Here is a 20,300-nt window from a genome sequence, read left to right on the forward strand (position 1 = left end):
ATCATGATTTAAAAGGAAAAACAAATAAACGGCACTTCATGGGATCCGGCAACTTATGCCGCCGGAGCTATGCATCGAAAGAAAGGGATGAAACTAGCGGAAGGACTGCAGCAAGGTACTGAACAACTCACCGGCCACGGTAATGACCCGGGCCGATGCGCTATAGCTCTGTTGAAACTTGATGAGATTAGCCGCCTCTTCATCCAAACTGACCCCCGCCGTGGCGAGCACCCGGGTGGTACTCTGCTCCAGCAACGCTCCCGATGCCTCCATGCTGGTTTTGGCATTTTTGCTCACAGAACCAATCTCGGAGCCTAAGGCCGCATAATTATCCTGAAAGGTTTGCTTACCGCTTTTGAGCAGCTTCTGGCTCTGTAAGCCGGCGATCACCAAGGCGTTGCGGTTATCGCCATCGGCGGTCTGGTTAAAACTTAAGGTGAAGCTGTCCCCGGATGCCGGCTTGCCATCCAACTCCAGAGTAATACCGGCAACATTGACCGTCTGCCGCTGCGTTAGCGGATCCAGAACAATACCCAAGCCGGTCATGGGATCGCCCGGGTTCAAGGTCAACGTCGCACCGGTATTATCAGTGACTGTATAGGCTCCTGGTGGGGCATTTAGCGGCACCGTCATCACCACACCATTCTTATCCCGCATCTCATATTCATACACGGTAGAAGGACCTGCCGTTACCCCGGTGAAGGCTACCGTGTAGGGGTTATCCTTAGTGAGGTAAAGAACATCACTGCGGCTGTTAATACTCTTGATACTCAGCTCACCGCTGCCGGTATTGGTGGCGGTAGTCGCCACTTTCACTTCGGCATCGGCAGCTGCGACCTTGCGTGGATCCGTGGTGATGACACCGATATCCTGAGCCGCGGTGCGGGTCGGTCGCAGGGTGAAGGTCTTGCCCACCTGAACCGGATCGGCAAGATCGATGTTCTCGATGCCGATGGAAAACCCCTCGCCCGGCACCTCCAGGCGCTGGCCGGTTGATAGATCCAGCGGTCCGGCCGCAGGCAAGGTCTGGATCTTCCCTGTCATCTTGTCGGTCATCGAAAACTGGATCTGTTGCGGCGGCCCCGCATTGAACGTGGTGACCTTGAGTTCGAATTCATTTCCCGAGAGGCTACCCAGATCATCGATACGCACCCCCATGGTCGCGGTCCCCAGACCGTCGCCATGACTGAGTACGCGGCTGTGTTCGCTGCTGGCGGAGTTAAAATCGGTAAACAGCGGGCTACCAATCTGGCCATCCAGATCCAGCCCCTGCTTTTGTTGTTCATTGACGGAATGAGCGATCGCCAACGCATTGAGTCCCAACTCGTTCATACCCGGTTCCAGCACCTGATCCCGGAACTCGAATAACGACTGCAATTTGCCGCCAATCACGGAGCCATCCAGCGGTATTTTTGCCGAGCCATTGTCGATCACCAGACCGATGTGCTGCGGATCCGGATCGCCGATCTCGACCCCGAACGTCGTGGCCTGCGATCCCAGAACCAGCGGTTGGCCAGTACCGATGGAGACATTGACCATGCCATTGGCTTGCGGGATCACGGAGACGTTGGCGATCTCGCTGACCTGACGCACGAGTTCATCCCGTTGATCGAACAAATCGTTGGCGCTGCGATTCGGATCGCCGCCCAACGCCGCCAGGATCGAGTTATTCACATCGGCCAGCGAGGTGGCCAAGGTGTTGAGCTGGGTGACCGTCTTGCTGATGTCATCGTTGACGCTGTCGTACTGCAACTGCATCTGATCATAGATACGATTGAAGGTGCTGGTCATGTTGCCCGCATCGCGCAGGAACACCTTGCGAGCCTCCAAAGTATTTGGATGATCGGCCACCCCATTCATGGAGCCGAACATGGTCAACATATCGGCAGAAACAGAAGTGTCTTCGCTGGTTAATAGAGAATCCAGCTGTTGCGCCTGCACATAGCGCGTCTCATAGTATTTTTGACTGGTGGTGTTGATCAGGTTTTCTTTATAGGCGAACTGGTCGTACTGACGCTCAATCGCCTTGACCTGAGCACCGCTACCAACGAAGGCGTTACCGATCCGTTGGCTGCCCAGCGTATCCGCTGTCATCACCTGGCGGCTATAACTTTTGTTATTGATGTTGGAGATGTTGTGACCTGTGGTGGTCAAGCCAGTTTGGGATACATTCAGGCCGGTTAGCCCTATCTGCAGCAGATCAGCCATGATGCATATCTCCCTGAATACTGGCTCGCCCGAGAAGGGCACGACAGAAACGAACCGGGTTGGCACACCACCTGTTCAGCCGACGGGGGTCTGATTCTCGACAGGCGGTCAATTGGCGCAACATGGTTCTTTCCCCTTGGTGTTACGTGCTCTGCCAGAGATCCTTCAGGGCATCACTGTGCAGCACTTGTTTCAGTTTCTTGGCATACTGCGGGTCGGTGGCGTAACCGGCCTGCTGCAGAGCATCGAAATAGGCTTCTGGATCATTCGCCACTTCCCGCGCCTTGCCATATCGTTCGTGCGTACCAATCAGATCCACATAATCCTGCATGCTCTGGACAAAGCTGTCGTAGCGGCGAAACGCGGATTTGCGCATCACGGCCTGACCATTCTCGTACTCCAGGCTGTTGACCTGAGTACTGGCGCCCCGCCACTGACTACCGGCCTTGACGCCGAACAAGTTGCGACTCGGCGAGCCATCCGCGGAGGGGATCATGCGCTTGCCCCACCCGGTTTCCAGAGCCGCCTGAGCCAACAAGGCGACCGGTGACAAACCAATCTGTTTGGCCACCTGACGTGCCGCTGGCAACAACTGCCGGACAAACTCTTCCGGTGAAGAGAAGGCCCCGTTGCCGGATCCTGTCGCCGACGGCCGCTGGAAATTGCTTTCCATCTTGGCCAAGCGAGCGACAAAGCGTTCGGCGGCTGCGACCCCGGAAGAAACGAGGTCGTGATCCTTTTCTGACGCCGCACCCTGGGCATTCTTAAGACTAGCAATATCCGCGCCAGATTCTGTCGTTTGCCCATTGCGCGGATCTTCCCAGCGCGCGAAGCGACGCATCACAGGCACCCGCTCCTCCGGCATTTTCAGCTGACGGGGTTGCGAGGCATCCTGAGTAGTAACCGGCTGAGTAAACTGTTTGACGATCAGTTTGGACAGACTGCTATTGCCGCCCGGGCTCGCCATACCTGAAGTCATTTGTTCATCCAACATGCCCTGATAAAACTGGCTATAGCGGCTATTGAGCGGACTATCAGGTGCTAAGGATTCATTCGCCTGACGCATACTACCAACCCACATCTGGTTGAAGATGGACTCAAACTGCCGGGCCGCAGCTTCCAGAGCCTGTTGCTGGCTGGCTTCATCCTTGTTACTCAGTTGGCGTAGTTGATCCAGTCCGCGGATATCCTGTACTAGCCCTATATCCGTCTTCAACTTGTCCATAACCGCCTCCTGAAACCTAGCCTAGAGAATGACCAGCTCACCCTGGATCGCGCCAGCTTGCTGCAGCGCCTCCAGAATGGCCATCAAATCACCGGGGGCAACACCCACCTGATTCACTGCCTGCACCAGATCATCCAGGCTATTGCCGGTATCCAGCTTGAACATGCGACTATCAGCCTGTTGCACATTGATGCTGGAGTTGGGTACCACAGCCGTCTCGCCATTGGAGAAAGCGTTCGGTTGCGAGACCTGGGGATTTTCAGAGATGGTGACCGTCAGACCGCCATGGGTGATCGCCGCTGGTTTGAGTTTGACCTGACTGCCGATGACGATAGTGCCGGTACGCGAGTTGACGATGACCTTCGCGGACTCATCAGCCGGATCGACTTCCAAATTTTCCAAGGTCGCCAAGTACGACACCCGCTGGGAGGGATCCCGAGGGGCATAGACCTGAACCGAGGTCGCATCCAGGGCCTGAGCCGTATCCGCGCCGACCAAGCCATTGATGACATCGGTCATCCGTTTGGCGGTGGTGAAATCCGAGCGGTTCAGATTAAAGGTGATGGTATCGCCATTATTGAATGAGCTCGGTACTTCCCGCTCCACGCTGGCACCATTAGGAATGCGTCCCACCGTGGGCGTATTGATGACCACCTTGGAGCCGTCAGCCCCTTCGGCCCCCAAACCACCAACCACTAAAGAGCCCTGCGCCAACGCGTAAACGCGGCCATCAACGCCTTTGAGGAAGGTTTGCAGCAGGGTACCACCCCGCAGACTCTTGGCTTCACCAATCGCCGAGACAGTGACATCAATGGTCTGGCCTGGTTTGGAGAAGGCTGGCAAGTCGGCATGGACAGCCACCGGCGCCACATCCTTGATCTTCGGCTTGAGGTTATCCGGTACCTTGATGCCGAAGTTATTCAGCATGGTGCGAAAGGTCTGCTCGGAGAAGGCGTTGTTCTTCTCGCCGGTCCCCGGCAAGCCCACCACCAGACCGTAGCCGATCAACTGGTTGCTGCGGACGCCCTGGACTTTGGCCAGATCCTTGATCCGTGCCGCCTCGGTTGGCAGCGTCAGGAATATGACGCTTGCGGCGAGTAATAGAGTCGAAAATTTCTTCATGACCATCTCCTAGAAGGGACTGAAGGGACCATTGAAGAACTGTGCCAACCAGCCACGTTCCTGGCTGTTAGCAAAATCCCCGGTGCCACCATATTGAATACGAGCATTGGCAATGCGTTGCGACAACACGGTATTGTCGGCATTCACATCCTCGGAGCGCACCAGTCCGGTAATACGGATATATTCGTTACCGTTGTTCAGCATCAACCACTTCTCGCCACGAACCATCAGGTTACCGTTGGGCAGTACGCGGATCACGCTGACCGAAATGTTGCCCTGCAGACTATTGCTCTGATCGGCCTTGGACTGTCCCTTGAAGCTGTTGGTGGCCCCCATGCTGACACTGGTGTCATAGCCATTGAGCGTGACTGTGTCCCCCCCCATCTTCAGCGCATCGAGCCCCAGATCTGAATTTTTACCCTGCTGGGAGTTCGCATTTTTCTTGGCGGTGGTGGATTCCGACAGTTGGACCGTGATCAAGTCCCCGACCCGATGCGCCTTGATATCGGAATAGATGCTGTTGACCTGCCCCTGATTAAAAATGGATCCACTGGGATCTATGTTGACCATGTCATCCTCGGGGATCGTCGGTGCAAATGAGGGGTCATCCGGCTTCGGAGCATTCGGCAGCGACGTGCAACCGGCCAGCAGCAGAGTCATCAGGAATAAATAGGGACGGCGAGTCATCATGCACCTCTTAAGTCCGTTGCGTTAAGAACGACATCATCTGATCGACAGTGGTCAGAACCTTCGAGTTCATCTCATACACTCGTTGCGCCTGGATCAGATTCACCAACTCTTCCGTCACGTTGACGTTGGACGCTTCCAGCATCCCCTGCTTGATCACCCCCAGACCATCGGCTCCAGCAACACCTTGCAGTGCTGCACCACTGGATTGGGTCTCGGCGTACAGGTTCTCACCGATCGGTTGCAAGCCACCCGGATTGACAAAGTCAGTCAGGGTAAACTGACCAATCACCTGGGATTCAGCCTGGCCCTTGATCTTGACTGACACCTGCCCATCCCCCCCGATGGTGATGCTCTCGGCATCTTGTGGCACCTGGATTTCCGGTTGTACCGGATAGCCCATACCTGGGGTCACAATCGTCCCTTCGGAGTTAAGGGCAAATTGGCCGTTGCGGGTATACGCGGTACTGCCGTCCGGCATCTGGATTTCGAAGAAGCCACGCCCCTGCACCATCACATCCAGTGAGTTATCGGTGGTCTGCACGCTACCCTGGGTAAAGTTCTTTTGGGTCGCAACCACCTTGGCCCCGGCGCCGAGCATCAGGCCAGAGGGAAGTGTGGTGTCCGCCGATGAGCGACCACCCGGCTGATTGATATTTTGGTAGAGCAAATCCTCAAAGATCGCTCGACCTTTTTTGAAACCGACCGTCGAGGCGTTTGCCAGGTTGTTGGATGCCACCGAAATATTGGTTTGCTGGGCATCAAGACCGGTTTTACTAATCCACAGAGCGGGAATCATAGAATCCTCCTAGCGTACTCAGCTCATTCGCAGCAGCTGGTTCTGCGCTTCATCATTTTTTTCGGCGGTCTGCATCATCTTGACCTGGGTCTCGAACTGACGTTGCAAACGGATAAGGTTGGTCATTTCATCAACCACATTCACATTACTGGCTTCCAGTGCGCCGCTGACCAGACGGACCTGATCGGTCGCGGCTTCACTCTTGCCATCATTACGATGAAACAGGCCATCCTGTCCCTTGCTGATGGACTTGATATCCGGGTTGACCAGCTTGATGCGCTGGTATTCCTCGACCGTATCCGCAGTCGCGCCCTCAGGGCGTCCGATGACGGTGCCGTCCTGGTTGATTTCAATTTTTTCCATCGGCAATGGCAAAATGATCGGCTGCCCAGCATCATCGAGAACATTCAATCCGCTGCTGGTCTGCAGGGTGCCTAATGGTGAAACGCGCAAGTTACCCATTCGGGTATATGCCTCCTTGCCATCACCATCCTGAACCGTCAACCAACCGTCGCCCTGAATGGCGACGTCAAGATCACGTCCTGTTGTCATCAGGCCGCCCTGATCCATGCGTTGCCCCGGGCTTTCCGTCATCGAGAAGACGCGGGAAGGAAGTCCTTCGCCATACGCCTGCATGGCGCGAGCCTGCTCCAGATCGGCCTTGAAACCAACAGTTGCCGCATTGGCCAAGTTATTGCCGCGCACAGCCAAGCTGTTCATGTTTTCTTTGGCACCCGACATGGCGATGTAAAGCAGACGGTCCATAAGGCACTCCCGGTTTTGGTGGTTAACCTTAACTAGCAAGTAGAATGCCAAGGACTAAAGAAATGAGGTAAAAACGCAGAAATGAATGAGGCGGCAAGAGTTGCCGCCTCAAAAAACAATCGGTTAACGTTAACGGATCTGCAAGATACTCTGTTGCAAGGTATTGTTGACCTCCAGAGCCCGCGAGTTGGCCTGGAAATTACGCTGGGCCGTGATGAGATCCACCAGCTCCGCCGTCAGGTTGACGTTGGATTGCTCCAGTGCCGCCGACTTGATGGCACCAAAGGTTCCGGTATTGGCCTCACCCGCCAGCGCCACGCCGGAATCCTGACTCTCCTTCCAGGAGGTATTCCCGGATTGACGTAGCCCCTGCTCGTTGGAGAACCGTGCCATGGCCACTCGCGCCAGAGGCTGTGAGGTACCATTGGAGTAGGTCGCCTTGACCAAGCCATCCGAACCGACATCGACGCCAGTCAGACGGCCAACCGTCAGACCATCCTGCTCCAGACTGGTTACTTCAAATTTAGAGCCAAACTGTGTGGTCTTGGCGGTATCAAAGTTCAACTTGAACCGCTGGGTGCCGTCGGCCCCCAAGCCCAGCACATTGGCGCCATCCCCTGCCAGCGCGCTCGAGGGATCATCCACCCCCAGTGCCTGGGTATTAAGATCGGCCGGGGTCGTACTCTTCATCACCCCAAGGTCATCAAAGGTGATCACAGCACCGGTCCAGGGATTGCCGTTGTAGGTAACTTTAGCATCGATTGGAGCGCCATCTGGAGCTCCATCCTTGTCGGCGTCGACTTGATATGTACCAGAAACAGCCGCACCTGCTGTTGTATCCCACATATTGACCGGTTTGTTATCCACGGTAGTGAACATGGTCCAGTTGTTATTGCCGGTATAGGCCGCATCCTTGGGTTTGACGAAATACATCGCCACGGTATGTGGCTCACCCAGGGAATCATAGGTGGTCACCGAGGTGGATGAGCTATAGGTCTTGGGATCGGTCGGATCGAACAAGGCTAAATCCTTCGCGGTATCCTTACTACTCAGGTTGAGGGCGATATCAATATTCTTGGTGGATACCGGTGTCCCGGCGGTTTCCGGGATCTGGATCGGCGTCGAGGTCCCCAGACTGACGGAGGTCGAGGTACCATCGCTGTTCACCGGAAAACCGCGCAGATAGTTACCGGAGGAGTCCACCAGGAAGTTGCTCTTGTTCAGCTTGAACGCCCCGGCCCGGGTGTAAGAGAAATCCAGTGAGCCACTCTCTGCCGAAGTCACAAAATACCCCGGACCAGAGATGGCCAAATCAAACGGGTTATTGGTGAACTGCAGGGCTCCCTGGTGGAATTGCTGTGCCACAGCGCCGGTCGTTACCCCGTCCCCAGTTTTTGTCCGAGTGGCAGTGAACAGCGATGAGGCATAGACATCGGCGAATTCGGCACGGGACTCCTTGAAGCCGATGGTATTGACGTTGGCAATGTTGTTCGCCGTAACGTCGAGATCCTTCTGCGCCGCGTTAATACCACTGAGGGCAATATTGAATGACATAATTCTGCTCCTTCTACTACGACGTTACGAAGCGACCTCAATCGCATCGCTCAATTTCAATCCACCCATGCCACGCAGATTCAACACTACATCACTGGAGCTGCTGGAGCCCAGGCTGACACTTTGAATATGGGCATAGTTGGCCAAGGTTAACTCTTCAGTTTTACCGTTCACCAATCCGCTGGCTTTCACCGTATATTTGCCGGCCGGCACTTTCTCGCCGCTTTCGTTGGTGCCGTCCCAGGAATAATCGACATTACCGGTCAGGGTCTTGCCTTGTGATTCGGCCAAGGTGAAGGTCTTAACCAGCTCACCGCTACTGTTCTCGACACGGATCGAGATGTCGGTTGCACCGTTGGTCAGACTTAACTTGCCATCGATCCCGTCACTGCCGTTGACATAACCCTCATTACTGGGCATCAGCACTTTCTTGCCGACCAAAGTCGATGCCTGCAGCGCCTGATTCGACGTCATGACCGAGTTCAGGCTCTTCAGCTGACTGGTCATATCGGTGATCCCCTGCAGGGTACTGAACGATGTCATTTGGCTAACCATCTGGTTATTGTCGACCGGTTTGGAGGGATCCTGAAAAGCCAACTGATTACTCAGCAACTTGAAGAAGTCGGATTGCTCCAGCGTCTTCTTGTTGGTCGTCACCGCCGTGTCGGTCTTAGCTTCGGTCTGCCAGCGCAACGCATCCAGCGAGCTGTTGGTGGTGTTATTGACTGTACTCACGCTCTACCTCCTCAACCCTTGCCCATGCGTAGTGTCTGCAGCAACATCTGCTTGGCAGAATCAGCAACCTGAACATTGGTCTGGTAGGAGCGAGTGGCACTCATCATGTCGGCCATCTCTTCTACCGGATTGACATTCGGGCGGTAAATAAATCCATCCTTGTCAGCCATCGGATGCGTCGGATTAAACTCACGCAACAGGGGGGCTTGGCTTTCCAATACCCCCTTGACCTCAACTCCAACAGAGCCTTCTTTTTCGCCCTGCATCACATCGGCCAACGCAGAGGCAAAAACTGGCCGCCTGGCGCGGTAAGTTGTTTCCGCACTGGAGCTGACACTTTCGGCATTTGCCAAATTACTGGCAGTCGTATTCAAACGCACCGATTGTGCACTCATTGCGGAACCCGCTATATCAAAGATACGGAACAGACTCATGTCTGATCTCCTTTAATCGCCTTGAGCAAACCAGATATACGGCTATTAAGAAACTCCAGAGACGCCTGGTATTCGAGCCCATTTTCCATAAAGGAGGTACGCTCCTGTTGCACATCCACCGTATTCCCATCTCCCGTATCTGGTTGATTTGGAACACGATACTTGACGCTTCCAGCTAGGGATGAGCTGCTGCTTCCCTGAATATGGTGAGCATCCGATGTCGCGAGAGCGAAACCACTTTGGGTACGAGATTGCGCCTGCTCCAGTGCTGCGGAGAAGTCGAGGTCTCGAGCTTTGTATCCGGGAGTATCAGCGTTGGCAATATTGGCTGCCAGCACCTCTGCTCGAGCGGATCGAGCTCCGATGGTGTACTGATGAATCCCAAACGCTTTATCAAATGAAATGGCCATGGCGCACCTCCTGCAAATAACTTTGCAAAAGGTGTGCCATGACAAGAGGAAGGTTATTTGACTTTGTAGACAATACCGGGGTTGCAGCGGATCATCTCAAACCGATCGGTAAGGCCGGTCAAGGATTCCGAAGCCCCCAGCATCAGGTAACCGCCAGGGTTGAGACTAGAAGCAAACTGGTTGAGGATCTTGGACTTCACTTCTGGAGCGAAGTAGATCAGCACGTTGCGACAAAAAATAATATCGAACTTACCCAGCAGACTGTAATTGTCGAGCAAGTTGAAGGGCCGGAAACTCACCAATTTTTTGACGCGTTCGCTGACCCGCATCTTGTTGTCGCCATAAGGCTCGAAAAATTGACGCTTTCGCTCTGGCGACAAGCCCCGCGCCAGCGCCAGACTATCGTAAATCCCCTCTTTACATTGATTCAACATCGAGGCCGAAATATCGGTACCGACAATCTGCACCCCGCCAGGTAAGGTTCCTGGCCTCTTGAACTGGTGTTCCAGCGCCGTCATGGCGATGGAATAAGGCTCTTGCCCTGAAGAACTCGCGGCCGACCAAATCTTCAACGGGCGACCGGCCTTTCCCAGCTCAATAAAAATTTTATCGGTAAGCAATTGAAAAGGATAAACATCTCGAAACCATAACGTTTCATTGGTCGTCATGGCATCAACCACAGTCATCTTAAGATCCCGTTCCTTGGGATCCATCGAGCGCTTGATCAGATCAGAGAGTGTGGCCGCACCGAACTGCCCCAATAGGGGGGCAAGTCGGCTCTTGACCAGATACTGCTTATTGGCACCCAGCACAATACCGCTTTGGGCCTCCAAAAAGGCACTGAACTGTTTATATAGGTCTTCGGACAGTGTCTTCATTAAAATTCTGCATTGGTTGATTACATCGCATCCTGAACGGCCTTGGCCAATTCATCCGGGTTAAACTTGGCAATAAAATTGTTAGCTCCCACTTTCTGTACCATTGCCTGGTTGAACACGCCGCTGAGAGAGGTATGCAGTATGATATGCAAGCCTCTGAGTGCGGGGGTGTTTCTGATTTCAGCGGTCAGGGTGTAACCATCCATTTCCGGCATCTCAATATCGGAAATAACCAAGGCGATTTGATCCTCGATGGGTCCCTTTTTGGCCATATCATTCAACATGTTCAGCGCGTCTTTGCCATCTTTGGCCAGCAGGCATTTTACGCCAATGGTATTCAAGGCTCGTTCAACTTGCTTACGCGCAACCGAGGAGTCATCAGCAACCAGAACCGGACGGCCGTGAGGATCATGCTTCGGACTTTCGGCAACCAACTCTTTACTGACTTCGGTGTTAATGGGCGAAATTTCATCCAGGATTTTTTCCACATCCAAGATTTCAACCAATTCGCCATCCACCTCGGTCACAGCCGTCATATAGTTGAAGCGACCCGCCCCCTTGGGAGGTGGCAAAATGGACTCCCAATTCATGTTGATGATTCGTTCAACAGAGCCGACCAAAAATCCCTGCACCGAGCGATTGTATTCCGCAATGATGATAAAACACTTGGAAATATCGGCGATAGGACGCCCGCCGGTTGCCAGACTCAAGTCAATCACGGAAATAGTCTGACCGCGGATGTGCGCAACACCCCGGACATAAGGATGTAATTTCGGCATGACCGTCAGTTGCGGGCATTGCAACACTTCACGCACCTTGAACACGTTGATGCCAAATCGTTGCCGTCCATTCAAACGAAAGAGCAACAACTCAAGGCGGTTCTGTCCCACCAGTTGGGTCAGCTGATTTACTGAGTCCAGGATACTCGCCATAATTCTCTCCATTTTGAGGCCGGTGGCACCAATCCTGCATTACCCAGCCACAGGCAAAGCGGTTGTTGCAGGCGGTTATTCTTCACGATGCCTGTATCATCCACGGGGTCATCGTCTTATTGCAAGGATAGTAGATTCTTATATGTCGTTATTTTGCTTTATCAGCAAGCACTTGAACATGATTAGTCGTCATAGTCTGATCTTGCCAACACTCCTGCTCGCAAATAGCCTTCATGCCGACGAGACAATCACCGAGCAGATGCGAACACTGGCTGAACAATTTATCTATAGCCAGATGGTCATAGACCCAACCAGTCAGGTCGACGTCACGGCAGCAACGATCGATACCCGCCACGCCATGCACCCATGCGATAAGAACCTTACAGCTAGTGTAGCCGGAAATGGCGATATCAAACGAAATACTACGGTCAGGCTCATTTGTGAAGCCGAGCCACGCTGGGAGGTGTATGTTCCTGTCCGGGTTACCGTTCTCCGTCCTTTTGTGACAGTCGCCGATGCCATCACCAAGGGTAGCGTCCTGACAGCCGCCAATCTAAAGCTAGACTTCATGGATGAAGTGATGATGCGGGGTGACAGCTTTACTGAAATTGAACCGTTAATTGGCAGCCGCAGCAAACGCGATCTGCGACCAGGCCAGCCTGTGCGACAAAATCAAATCTGTGTAGTATGTAGAGATGATACTGTGCAGATTGAAGCGACAACATCGGCGCTTTCCATTAAAACCAGTGGCAAAGCCCTGCAAGATGGTACCTTTGGCCAATCGATCCGGGTTGAAAATCTTCGCTCAAAACGGGTCATCACAGCAACGGTCGAAGCCGTGGGCCAGGTGAAGGTAAAAATGTGAAACAGATTTACTTTTTTCCTAAAGTTAGTCCCTCGATAGCCGATAAGCAGGCTAGAAGCGAATTACGCAAACAATAGGTAGCTCATCATGGCCATTCATAACGTCAACAACCTGATGAACAACCATTCCGGTAAGATCACGACGGGAACCGCAAGCCAAAGCAGTTCGAACGTCAGCAATCCGGCAGAGGTTGACGCGCAGGCAAAAAGCCAGCCACGCCAAGATGCGGTATTGCTTACCGATCAGGCTCAGGGGCTGAATAAATTGCAGCAACGAATCAAAGATGCGCCATCAACCAATCAAAGCAAGGTTGAAGCACTCAAGGCCGCCGTTGAAAAGGGCGACTATCGCGTCGATAGTCAGCGGGTAGCCCAGAAGATGTTGGATCTGGAATCCAATCTGGATTCACTGACCCGATGACCGGACTCAATGAGCTGCTGCTGCAGCAAGATAAATTGCTGGATGACATGATGCTGCTGCTGGAGGAAGAGTTTGTCCTTCTCAAGCAGCGTCAAGCGCTTTCCCTTCCCGATATTGCCAGCAAGAAACAACTCCTGCTTGAACAGCTCCAGCGCAATGATGCCTCTATCAGCCAACATCCGGATCAGCCGCAACTCGATGGTCCGCTTTCCGCGCAAAAAGAGCATCTGGTCGAAAAACTGCGGCAGTGCCAAGAGCGCAATGAAGTCAATGGCAAGCTGCTGGAGCTGAGTCTGGCATCCAATCGTCGCTTGGCCGGAGTACTCACCCAGATCCGGGATCGCAATAGTATGACCTATGACAGCAAGGGCTCGGCCCATGCCGCTGGTAATATGAATCTCAACTTAAAAGCCTAAACATCACCTGCTCCAGTAGTAGCTCGATTGAGAAATGAAAACGCCAGGTGTTACCTGGCGTTTTTATAGTTGCAGTAAGTCGTCAGCACAGGTTCCGCTAGAAGGCCCCCTGCAGCTTATACAAATCGAACAAGACTCGAGTATCCAGCTCCAATTCGGTGGCGTACATATTGTCCATCGGGTAGCTCTTGAGAACCCGAGCGCCGCGCACCATGCCATCCACCGAGGCCTGTAGTTGATTACTGGTTTGCACTGCGTCACGCAGGGTGGTGGAGCCCTGTAGCGATTGGCCGTACACCTGTTCGGTTAGTTCGCGATAGGCATCCAGCTTGGATGCCCGGATTGCCTGTAACATCTTCTCACCTTGGCTGGGGCCAGGCTGCACATCGACAACCGCATAACCAATCGCTCGCAGGATTGGAAAACGCTCCGGCTCCTCGACCTGATATCGAGTCACGCCATTTTGTGAGCAACCACCCAGCCACAACAGGCTCACAACGATCAGGCACTGTTTCCACATCATATTCGCCTCAATGGGTTAATGGCACCGAGTTACTGTATTGTCCATACGGGAACTCGCCACGCACAATCATGCCCTTGGTCACGGTCACCGCACGTCCTGAGTCGAGCCCGCCCTTGAGCAGACTGGTCGGCACAAAACCTTGTGCCGTCGCTTCGACCATCCGGGTCTTCAGGCTGACAATGCGAGCGTTGATGACAATTCCTTTTTCATTCCGGGACATGGTTCCAGTGAGTATGCGCGAAGCGGGTACTCGCTTGGAAAGTTCGGTCCAGTCGCGGCTGAACACAAAGTCCCCTTCCGGCGTAACCTTGATACTGCCGGTCAGCTTATAATCCAATACCACCTCACCTCGACGATGCAACTCATGGACAAAGTCTTCCGCGATCTGTTGACCTAACCAGTTGGTATTTTCCAGAGTATTCAAGTTGACGAACGAGGTCACCGCAATCGGCGACAAAGTCGTATTGCCAGCCAGCTTATTGGTAAACAGCCGATCCGCCATAGAGGACACCAGGCGATTGAGCTCACCGCCCTCGACGGAATAAGGGTCGCCCTGGCTGGCAGATTCTGAGGAGCAGCCACTCAGCAACAACAAGCACATCCATAAGGCCGTTTTTTTCATGACGAGTTCCAACCTGTTTGTTATTCGGCGTTTCACCTGTATCGGCCAGACCATGCATTCCTTAAGCCGGAATTGCACCTTTTAAGGTTCGGCATACAAAATGCATTTACCTGCTCAAATCCCTAGCAAGATGAATACCATGAAACGATGGATTTGGCTGATATTCCTGCTGGCATGGCCAGTATACGCACAATGGATCACCGCTAGTGGCAGTGCCCCCATCATCAATGGCGATCAGGATGAAGCCCGGGCTCAAGCCACCCAGGACGCCCTACGACAAGCCATGTTGCAGGCAGGCGCATCGGTATCCAGCATCCAGAGCCTGAGCAATGGCGCCCTGACCCGGGATCAGTTCCAGATCCGCGCCAACAGCGAGATCCGCCAATACAATTTGTTGCAAGAAGAAGTCCGCAACGGGCGACTCAGTGTCAGTCTCCGCGCTTATATAGTTGCGGATCGCACTCGCTGCGCCGGTGCCAGCTATGCCAAGGGCATCACGCTGGTTCGCTTTCGCTTTGCCAATCCAGAACAGGCCAGCTACGGCCAATTATTCGACTTGCATCGCGAGCTGACCCGTCAAATATTTAGCCGCTTGGGAAAATTAAGCCAGAATTTTGTCACTCGCCGCTGGTTGGACGCCAACCTCGGGCTGGACCCGCGCCGACTGGAGCAAGGCGAAACGGGTTACATCGGTCAGATGCAAAGTCTGGCCGCCGAAACCGATAGCCAGTATCTGTTGTTTGGTGTGCTGGAGGATATTTCGTTGCGCGATGCCGATGGCAATATGCTGGAACAATGGCTGCACGATCCCATCCGTCACTTTACCCTGCAGTTGTATCTGTTTGATGGCCTGACCGGAGAGCTGGTCGATCAACCGCACTATGAAACCGAAGCCATCTGGGATTTTGCCAAGCAAGAGAGTGTCGACGTGGCTTCACAACGCTTCTGGAGTTCGGCGTATGGTCAGGAAATCACAGCTCAACTGAATCGGGCCGTACAGGATATGCAGATGAAATTACAGTGTACCAATCCGGTGGCGCGCATTCTGCGCATCGATGGCGACAACTACCATATCAATTTGGGGAAGCGTCACGGCATCAAGACTGGCGAGCGCTTCTACATCGAACACAAAGCCAACTTCACCGATGGCTATGGCCGGGAACGAACGGTTCGCAACCCGGCGATGGGGCAGATGGAAGTCAAACGAGTGTATGACAATAACGCCATCATGATGCCGCTGAACCGCTATGCGGCCGGCAACATCCAGATCAATGATCTGGCCATTCTGGAATAACCCACTGATCAGACTGGGTGTATTGTACATCCAGTCTGGCTTTCAACGTTTGCTTTGTTATAATGCCCGCCGCCTTGGGCTCACGCCTGGAGGCCTAAGTCCCCGTAGTTTAACTGGATAAAACTGTTGCCTCCTAAGCGACCGATCTGGGTTCGATTCCCGGCGGGGACACCATAACAAAGCGCAGCCCGAGGCTGCGTTTTTTGCTTTTGGAACACAGCGCCTGGAACATAGCACCAAACCCCGAGGGCCAATGTTCCGGCCAATACGGCAACAGTTGCCGCACAACGCTGCGCGGCAGCCCTGCTACTGGCATTGGCTCAACCGTTTCGCGGGGGATGTCGTTGTGGGTTACTGTGGGCAAAGCGCATACCGAGCGCAGCGACGGCGCAGACAAACAGTAACAAGGAGCCGGTGAGTAGCAGCCGGGTGAGCAACTCTTGATGCCGGATAAACAGCGGGATCGACATCATGCCCTGGCCCAGTAGACTCAGCAGCTGAGTCCACAAGAAGGCACTGGCAAAACTGGCCACCGCCATGCGCAGTGGCGGCAGTTTTCCCATGCCCATCAACATCGGTGTCAACACCCGAACCACAGGTACAAAACGCGACGAAAACATGGCCAGAAAGCCATACCGTGACAGCAGTTGCGTCGCACGGAACAGACTCTGCTCCGGGACAATCCGTTGCAGATACCCCATCAGCACGGTTCCTTGCAAGACGCGACCCTGCAGATAGGCCAGCAGACTCCCGACTCCGGCTGCTAATGGCAGATAAAGTAGCGTCACTTCAGATCCCAACACCCCTGCGCCGACCAAACCACCGGCCAACAACATCAGACTGTCACCGGGCAAGGGCAGAAACACAAAGCTGGACTCCAAAAACAGGATGACGACCAGGCAACTGATCAACAGCCCCACGGAATGAAGCGCCACTAACTGGTCAAAATCCTGGTTCCAAATCGCCAACAACATGTCATGCATGGAGTTCAACTCTCATCATAGGTTTTCGGCACATCACCAATCCCGAGGCGCCGACAGGAAGCCTGACGGGGTAGCGCTCAGAGCGCATTTTACCCGTGCCAACATCAACCGCAGCTCAACAGCCGGATAAAAAAACAACCAGGCTCACGCTGAAGTACCGGAATAACCAAACCACCAGGGATACCACTAACCAGGCAAGAGCCGACAAAAAAAAAAGCGCCCGTAGGCGCTTTTTTTATCGGAGCGGCACTTATTGCACGCTGATGCGAGCAAACTTACGCTTGCCCACCTGCCAGACGGCGGTGCCAGAGGTGACCAGCAATTTGCCATCGCTCACCACCTCGCCATCCCGCTTGACGGCATTCTGCTTGATCATGCGCAGTGCCTCCGAGGTCGTTTCAACCAAGCCGGCTTCTTTGAGCAAATTGGCCACTGCTATGCCTTCGGCGTCGGCGGCCACCGTCACTTCCGGCATCTCGTCGGGAATGGCGTTCTTGGAGAAACGCTGGGTGAAGTCATTGTGCGCCGATTCGGCTGCCGCTTCATCATGAAAACGAGCAATGATCTCCTTGGCCAACCAGATCTTCACATCCCGCGGGTTCAGAGTACCGGCGGCGATCCCGGCCTTGAACTCCGCTAGCTCAGTCAAAGAACGAGCCGAGAGCAGTTCATAGTAGTTCCACATCAGCTCATCGCTGATCGACATGATCTTACCGAACATATCGTTGGGCGCATCATGGACACCGATGTAATTATTCGCTGACTTGGACATCTTCTTGACGCCATCGAGTCCCACCAGCAGTGGCATCATCAACACGCACTGAGTCGACATGCCGGCATCTTTTTGCAACTCGCGGCCCATCAGCAGGTTGAATTTCTGATCGGTTCCGCCCAGTTCAACATCCGCTTTCAGCGCGACCGAATCGTAGCCCTGCAGCAGTGGGTAGAGAAACTCGTGAATGGCGATGGACTGGCCACCGGCATAGCGCTTCTTGAAGTCATCCCGCTCCAGCATGCGCGCCACCGTCTGCTTGGCCGCCAGCTTGATCATGCCGGTCGCGCCCAGCTCCTTGAGCCAGGTGGAGTTGTATTCGATACGGGTCTTGGCCGGATCGAGGATCTTGAATGCCTGTTCGGCATAGGTCTTGGCATTGACCTGGATCGCCTCTTCCGACAGCGGTGGCCGGGTGCTGTTCTTACCGGATGGGTCGCCGACTAGCGCGGTGAAATCACCGATCAGCAGAATGACCTCATGACCCAGATCCTGGAAGGTCCGCAGCTTGTTGAGGATCACCGTATGGCCCAGGTGGATGTCCGGAGCGGTTGGATCCATCCCCAATTTAATTCGCAAGGGACGGCCTTCTTTGAGCTTGGCAACCAACTCGGATTCAACCAGTATCTCTTCGGCTCCGCGCTTGATTTCGGCCAATGCGGCTTCCAACTGGGACATTCTTCTGCACTCCGTGACTAAATGAAAAAACCCGCCCATCTTACGGAATGGCGGCGGCAATGGAAAGTCTGTAAACTGGCGCGGTTCTAAGACCTCTCACGCCGCTAGGCGCGTGGCACAACTTCGACGAGCATTCGCCCTGATCCGGCACTGAATAAGTAGTAACTAAATAGATGGCATTTTCGGATTGCATTCACATCGTTTTCATCGGCTCTTGTCGCCACGGGTCGCTGGCGCTTCGCTATCCAGCAGCTCCGGCGACTCCTCTGGTGAGTGCTTACCCACATCACAACCCGGTCAGGAGCCAGCCCCATGAGTGAGTTGTATGTCGGCTTGATGTCCGGAACCAGCATGGATGGTATCGATGCCGTACTGGTCCGTTTTCATGGCGAGCGTCCAGAGTTGCTGGCCAGCCATGCGCAGCCCTGGCCCGTCAAGGTCACCAATCGTCTGCATGCCCTGTGCAACCCAGGTCCGAATGAAATCGATCGCATGGGCGAAATGGACCAGATCGTGGCCGTGCATTTTGCCGGTGCCGTGCGCGCTCTGCTGGCTAAAACCGGCCATCATCCGAATCAGATCAAGGCCATCGGCTCCCACGGCCAGACCATACGTCACCGCCCTGAATTAGGGTTTACCCTGCAGATCGGCAATGGTGCCCGACTGGCGGTCGAAACCGGCATCGATGTGATCTGTGATTTTCGCGCCAAAGATATGGCGCTGGGTGGCCAAGGGGCTCCACTGGTCCCCGCCTTCCATCAGGCGGTATTCGGCTCGAAGAAAGGGCCGCGGATGATCCTGAACATTGGTGGCATCGCCAATGTCTCGGTATTGCCAGGCCCGGATGATCAGGTGTTTGGCTTCGATACCGGTCCAGGAAATACCCTGATGGATCAGTGGTATCGCAAGCACAAGGGCGGCAGTTACGATCCCAAGGGCGCCTGGGCCGCCAGTGGTTGGGTCAACACCGAATTACTAGGGCGCTTACTGGGTCACCCCTATTTTCATATGCCACATCCCAAGAGCACGGGGCGAGAAACCTTCACCCTGCCGTGGATGGAGCTGTTTTTGGCCGAACGACCACCGATGCGCGCCGAAGATGTGCAGCGAACCCTGCTGGAATTCACCGCCCGCAGCATCACAGATGCCATAGGCCCGTTGGCGATTGGCATTCCCGAACCGGAGCTCTTTGTTTGCGGTGGCGGTGTACATAACGACGCCCTCATCTATCGCCTGATGGACCTATTGCCAGGCTGGCGGCTCGACTCGACCGATGCGTTGGGTCTGCACCCCGACTGGGTCGAGGCAATCGCGTTTGCTTGGCTGGCCAAGAGTTTTCTCGACGGCCGGGCCGGTAATCTCTCCGCCGTCACCGGCGCCAGTCGTCAGGCCATCCTCGGCTGTCTGTGTCCGGCGCGCTGACGTTCCGGTTTAATGCCGGCCATCATGACCAAGGGCGCCTCTCGAGGCGCCCTTGCGGTATTGGATCCTGACAGCGACTGACGCCCGTTCAATTGGCTAACGACCAATCAACCGGCGCGTACAAACTCCGGCAAAACGGCCAGCCACTGTTGCCAGCGGGTTACCGCCACCTGCAGCGCCTCCGGCGTGTGCTGCTTGGGAGGCAGCAAACCCCAGATCGGTTTCGGCCAGGCGGCATCTTCCTGAAACCGTGCCACATGGTGCAGATGCAACTGCTCCACCACATTGCCGATGGCGGCAATGTTGAGTTTGTCCGGCATCAGCGACACCTGCATCAGACGGGCAATACTGCAAGATTCCGATAGCAAGACCCCTGCTTCGTCTTCGAGCTCATAGATTTCACGGACTCCAGCCCGCCGTGGCACCAGAATCAGCCAGGGATAGCGGCTCTCTTTGGCCAACAGCACCCGACTTAACGGTAAATCACCCAACCAGACCGTATCGGCCGCCAGAGTCGGGTCGAGTTGGAATGCAGCATTCTGTTTAGCCATCGGCA

22 protein-coding genes and 1 tRNA gene are annotated in these 20,300 nt (G+C 54.4%); 6 read left to right on the forward strand and 17 right to left on the reverse strand.

The features are described from left to right. Positions 1–93 precede the first annotated feature (93 nt). The 12 genes from flgK to ACYVG7_RS05115 all read right to left on the reverse strand — a co-directional run bounded on the left by flgK (position 94) and on the right by ACYVG7_RS05115 (position 11,749). Positions 94–2,208, reverse strand: a complete 2,115-nt coding sequence (gene flgK / locus ACYVG7_RS05060; protein ID WP_460882135.1) for a flagellar hook-associated protein FlgK — start codon at positions 2,206–2,208, stop codon at positions 94–96. A gap of 142 nt (positions 2,209–2,350) precedes the next feature. After that, entirely contained in the window at positions 2,351–3,433 is a 1,083-nt protein-coding gene (flgJ, locus tag ACYVG7_RS05065; protein WP_460882136.1) for a flagellar assembly peptidoglycan hydrolase FlgJ, read from the reverse strand. A 21-nt stretch (positions 3,434–3,454) separates the two neighbouring features. After that, positions 3,455–4,555, reverse strand: coding sequence for a flagellar basal body P-ring protein FlgI (locus tag ACYVG7_RS05070; RefSeq protein WP_460882137.1), 1,101 nt, complete (start codon positions 4,553–4,555; stop codon positions 3,455–3,457). Between the two features lie 9 nt (positions 4,556–4,564). Next, a complete protein-coding gene (flgH, locus tag ACYVG7_RS05075; protein WP_460882138.1) occupies positions 4,565–5,245 on the reverse strand; it encodes a flagellar basal body L-ring protein FlgH in 681 nt (226 codons plus the stop codon). Positions 5,246–5,252: 7 nt separating this feature from the next. Beyond that, on the reverse strand, positions 5,253–6,041 hold the full coding sequence (gene flgG, locus ACYVG7_RS05080) for a flagellar basal-body rod protein FlgG (RefSeq protein ID WP_460882139.1): 789 nt from the start codon (positions 6,039–6,041) through the stop codon (positions 5,253–5,255). A gap of 18 nt (positions 6,042–6,059) precedes the next feature. Beyond that, positions 6,060–6,806 carry a flagellar basal-body rod protein FlgF gene (gene flgF, locus ACYVG7_RS05085; protein ID WP_460882140.1) on the reverse strand — a complete coding sequence of 249 codons (747 nt, stop codon included), beginning with the start codon at positions 6,804–6,806 and terminating at the stop codon, positions 6,060–6,062. Positions 6,807–6,935: 129 nt separating this feature from the next. After that, entirely contained in the window at positions 6,936–8,360 is a 1,425-nt protein-coding gene (flgE, locus tag ACYVG7_RS05090; protein ID WP_460882141.1) for a flagellar hook protein FlgE, read from the reverse strand. Between the two features lie 24 nt (positions 8,361–8,384). Further along, on the reverse strand, positions 8,385–9,095 hold the full coding sequence (locus tag ACYVG7_RS05095; protein ID WP_460882142.1) for a flagellar hook assembly protein FlgD: 711 nt from the start codon (positions 9,093–9,095) through the stop codon (positions 8,385–8,387). Positions 9,096–9,106: 11 nt separating this feature from the next. After that, the gene (flgC, locus tag ACYVG7_RS05100; protein ID WP_460882143.1) at positions 9,107–9,529 is read right to left on the reverse strand and encodes a flagellar basal body rod protein FlgC; all 423 of its coding nucleotides are present in this window, start codon (positions 9,527–9,529) and stop codon (positions 9,107–9,109) included. Beyond that, positions 9,526–9,939, reverse strand: coding sequence for a flagellar basal body rod protein FlgB (gene flgB / locus ACYVG7_RS05105; RefSeq protein WP_460882144.1), 414 nt, complete (start codon positions 9,937–9,939; stop codon positions 9,526–9,528). Before flgB ends, flgC begins: the two co-directional genes overlap by 4 nt. Before the next feature lie 53 nt (positions 9,940–9,992). After that, positions 9,993–10,817 (reverse strand): CheR family methyltransferase, encoded by an 825-nt coding sequence (locus tag ACYVG7_RS05110; RefSeq protein ID WP_460882145.1) that lies wholly within the window; start codon positions 10,815–10,817, stop codon positions 9,993–9,995. 20 nt (positions 10,818–10,837) lie between these two features. Then, positions 10,838–11,749 (reverse strand): chemotaxis protein CheV, encoded by a 912-nt coding sequence (locus ACYVG7_RS05115; RefSeq protein WP_460882146.1) that lies wholly within the window; start codon positions 11,747–11,749, stop codon positions 10,838–10,840. 142 nt (positions 11,750–11,891) lie between these two features. On the opposite strand from ACYVG7_RS05115, the gene flgA reads away from it, so the two are divergent. The 3 genes from flgA to flgN all read left to right on the forward strand — a co-directional run bounded on the left by flgA (position 11,892) and on the right by flgN (position 13,450). Beyond that, entirely contained in the window at positions 11,892–12,614 is a 723-nt protein-coding gene (gene flgA / locus ACYVG7_RS05120; RefSeq protein WP_460882147.1) for a flagellar basal body P-ring formation chaperone FlgA, read from the forward strand. 87 nt (positions 12,615–12,701) lie between these two features. Next, positions 12,702–13,034 (forward strand): flagellar biosynthesis anti-sigma factor FlgM, encoded by a 333-nt coding sequence (flgM, locus tag ACYVG7_RS05125; protein WP_460882148.1) that lies wholly within the window; start codon positions 12,702–12,704, stop codon positions 13,032–13,034. Further along, positions 13,031–13,450, forward strand: coding sequence for a flagellar export chaperone FlgN (gene flgN, locus ACYVG7_RS05130; protein ID WP_460882149.1), 420 nt, complete (start codon positions 13,031–13,033; stop codon positions 13,448–13,450). The genes flgM and flgN overlap by 4 nt, the downstream gene beginning before the upstream one ends. A gap of 97 nt (positions 13,451–13,547) precedes the next feature. Here the strand turns inward: flgN and ACYVG7_RS05135 are convergent, their stop codons facing one another. Next, on the reverse strand, positions 13,548–13,973 hold the full coding sequence (locus tag ACYVG7_RS05135; protein WP_460882150.1) for an LPP20 family lipoprotein: 426 nt from the start codon (positions 13,971–13,973) through the stop codon (positions 13,548–13,550). Positions 13,974–13,980: 7 nt separating this feature from the next. Beyond that, positions 13,981–14,595, reverse strand: a complete 615-nt coding sequence (locus ACYVG7_RS05140; protein ID WP_460882151.1) for a FlgO family outer membrane protein — start codon at positions 14,593–14,595, stop codon at positions 13,981–13,983. A 139-nt stretch (positions 14,596–14,734) separates the two neighbouring features. On the opposite strand from ACYVG7_RS05140, the gene ACYVG7_RS05145 reads away from it, so the two are divergent. Continuing rightward, positions 14,735–15,889 carry a flagella assembly protein FlgT gene (locus tag ACYVG7_RS05145; RefSeq protein ID WP_460882152.1) on the forward strand — a complete coding sequence of 385 codons (1,155 nt, stop codon included), beginning with the start codon at positions 14,735–14,737 and terminating at the stop codon, positions 15,887–15,889. A 98-nt stretch (positions 15,890–15,987) separates the two neighbouring features. Continuing rightward, positions 15,988–16,063 (forward strand) — tRNA-Arg (locus ACYVG7_RS05150). A gap of 146 nt (positions 16,064–16,209) precedes the next feature. Here ACYVG7_RS05150 and ACYVG7_RS05155 read toward each other — a convergent pair. Beyond that, entirely contained in the window at positions 16,210–16,872 is a 663-nt protein-coding gene (locus tag ACYVG7_RS05155; RefSeq protein ID WP_460882153.1) for a DedA family protein, read from the reverse strand. A gap of 250 nt (positions 16,873–17,122) precedes the next feature. Then, positions 17,123–18,322 carry a tyrosine--tRNA ligase gene (gene tyrS, locus ACYVG7_RS05160; protein ID WP_460882154.1) on the reverse strand — a complete coding sequence of 400 codons (1,200 nt, stop codon included), beginning with the start codon at positions 18,320–18,322 and terminating at the stop codon, positions 17,123–17,125. Positions 18,323–18,634: 312 nt separating this feature from the next. On the opposite strand from tyrS, the gene ACYVG7_RS05165 reads away from it, so the two are divergent. Beyond that, a complete protein-coding gene (locus ACYVG7_RS05165; protein ID WP_460882155.1) occupies positions 18,635–19,744 on the forward strand; it encodes an anhydro-N-acetylmuramic acid kinase in 1,110 nt (369 codons plus the stop codon). A 107-nt stretch (positions 19,745–19,851) separates the two neighbouring features. On the opposite strand, the gene ACYVG7_RS05170 is transcribed toward ACYVG7_RS05165, so the two are convergent. Then, complete coding sequence (locus ACYVG7_RS05170; protein WP_460882156.1) at positions 19,852–20,295, reverse strand: HIT domain-containing protein; 444 nt, start codon at positions 20,293–20,295, stop codon at positions 19,852–19,854. Positions 20,296–20,300 lie beyond the last annotated feature (5 nt).

This window comes from Pseudaeromonas pectinilytica (genome assembly GCF_054780855.1).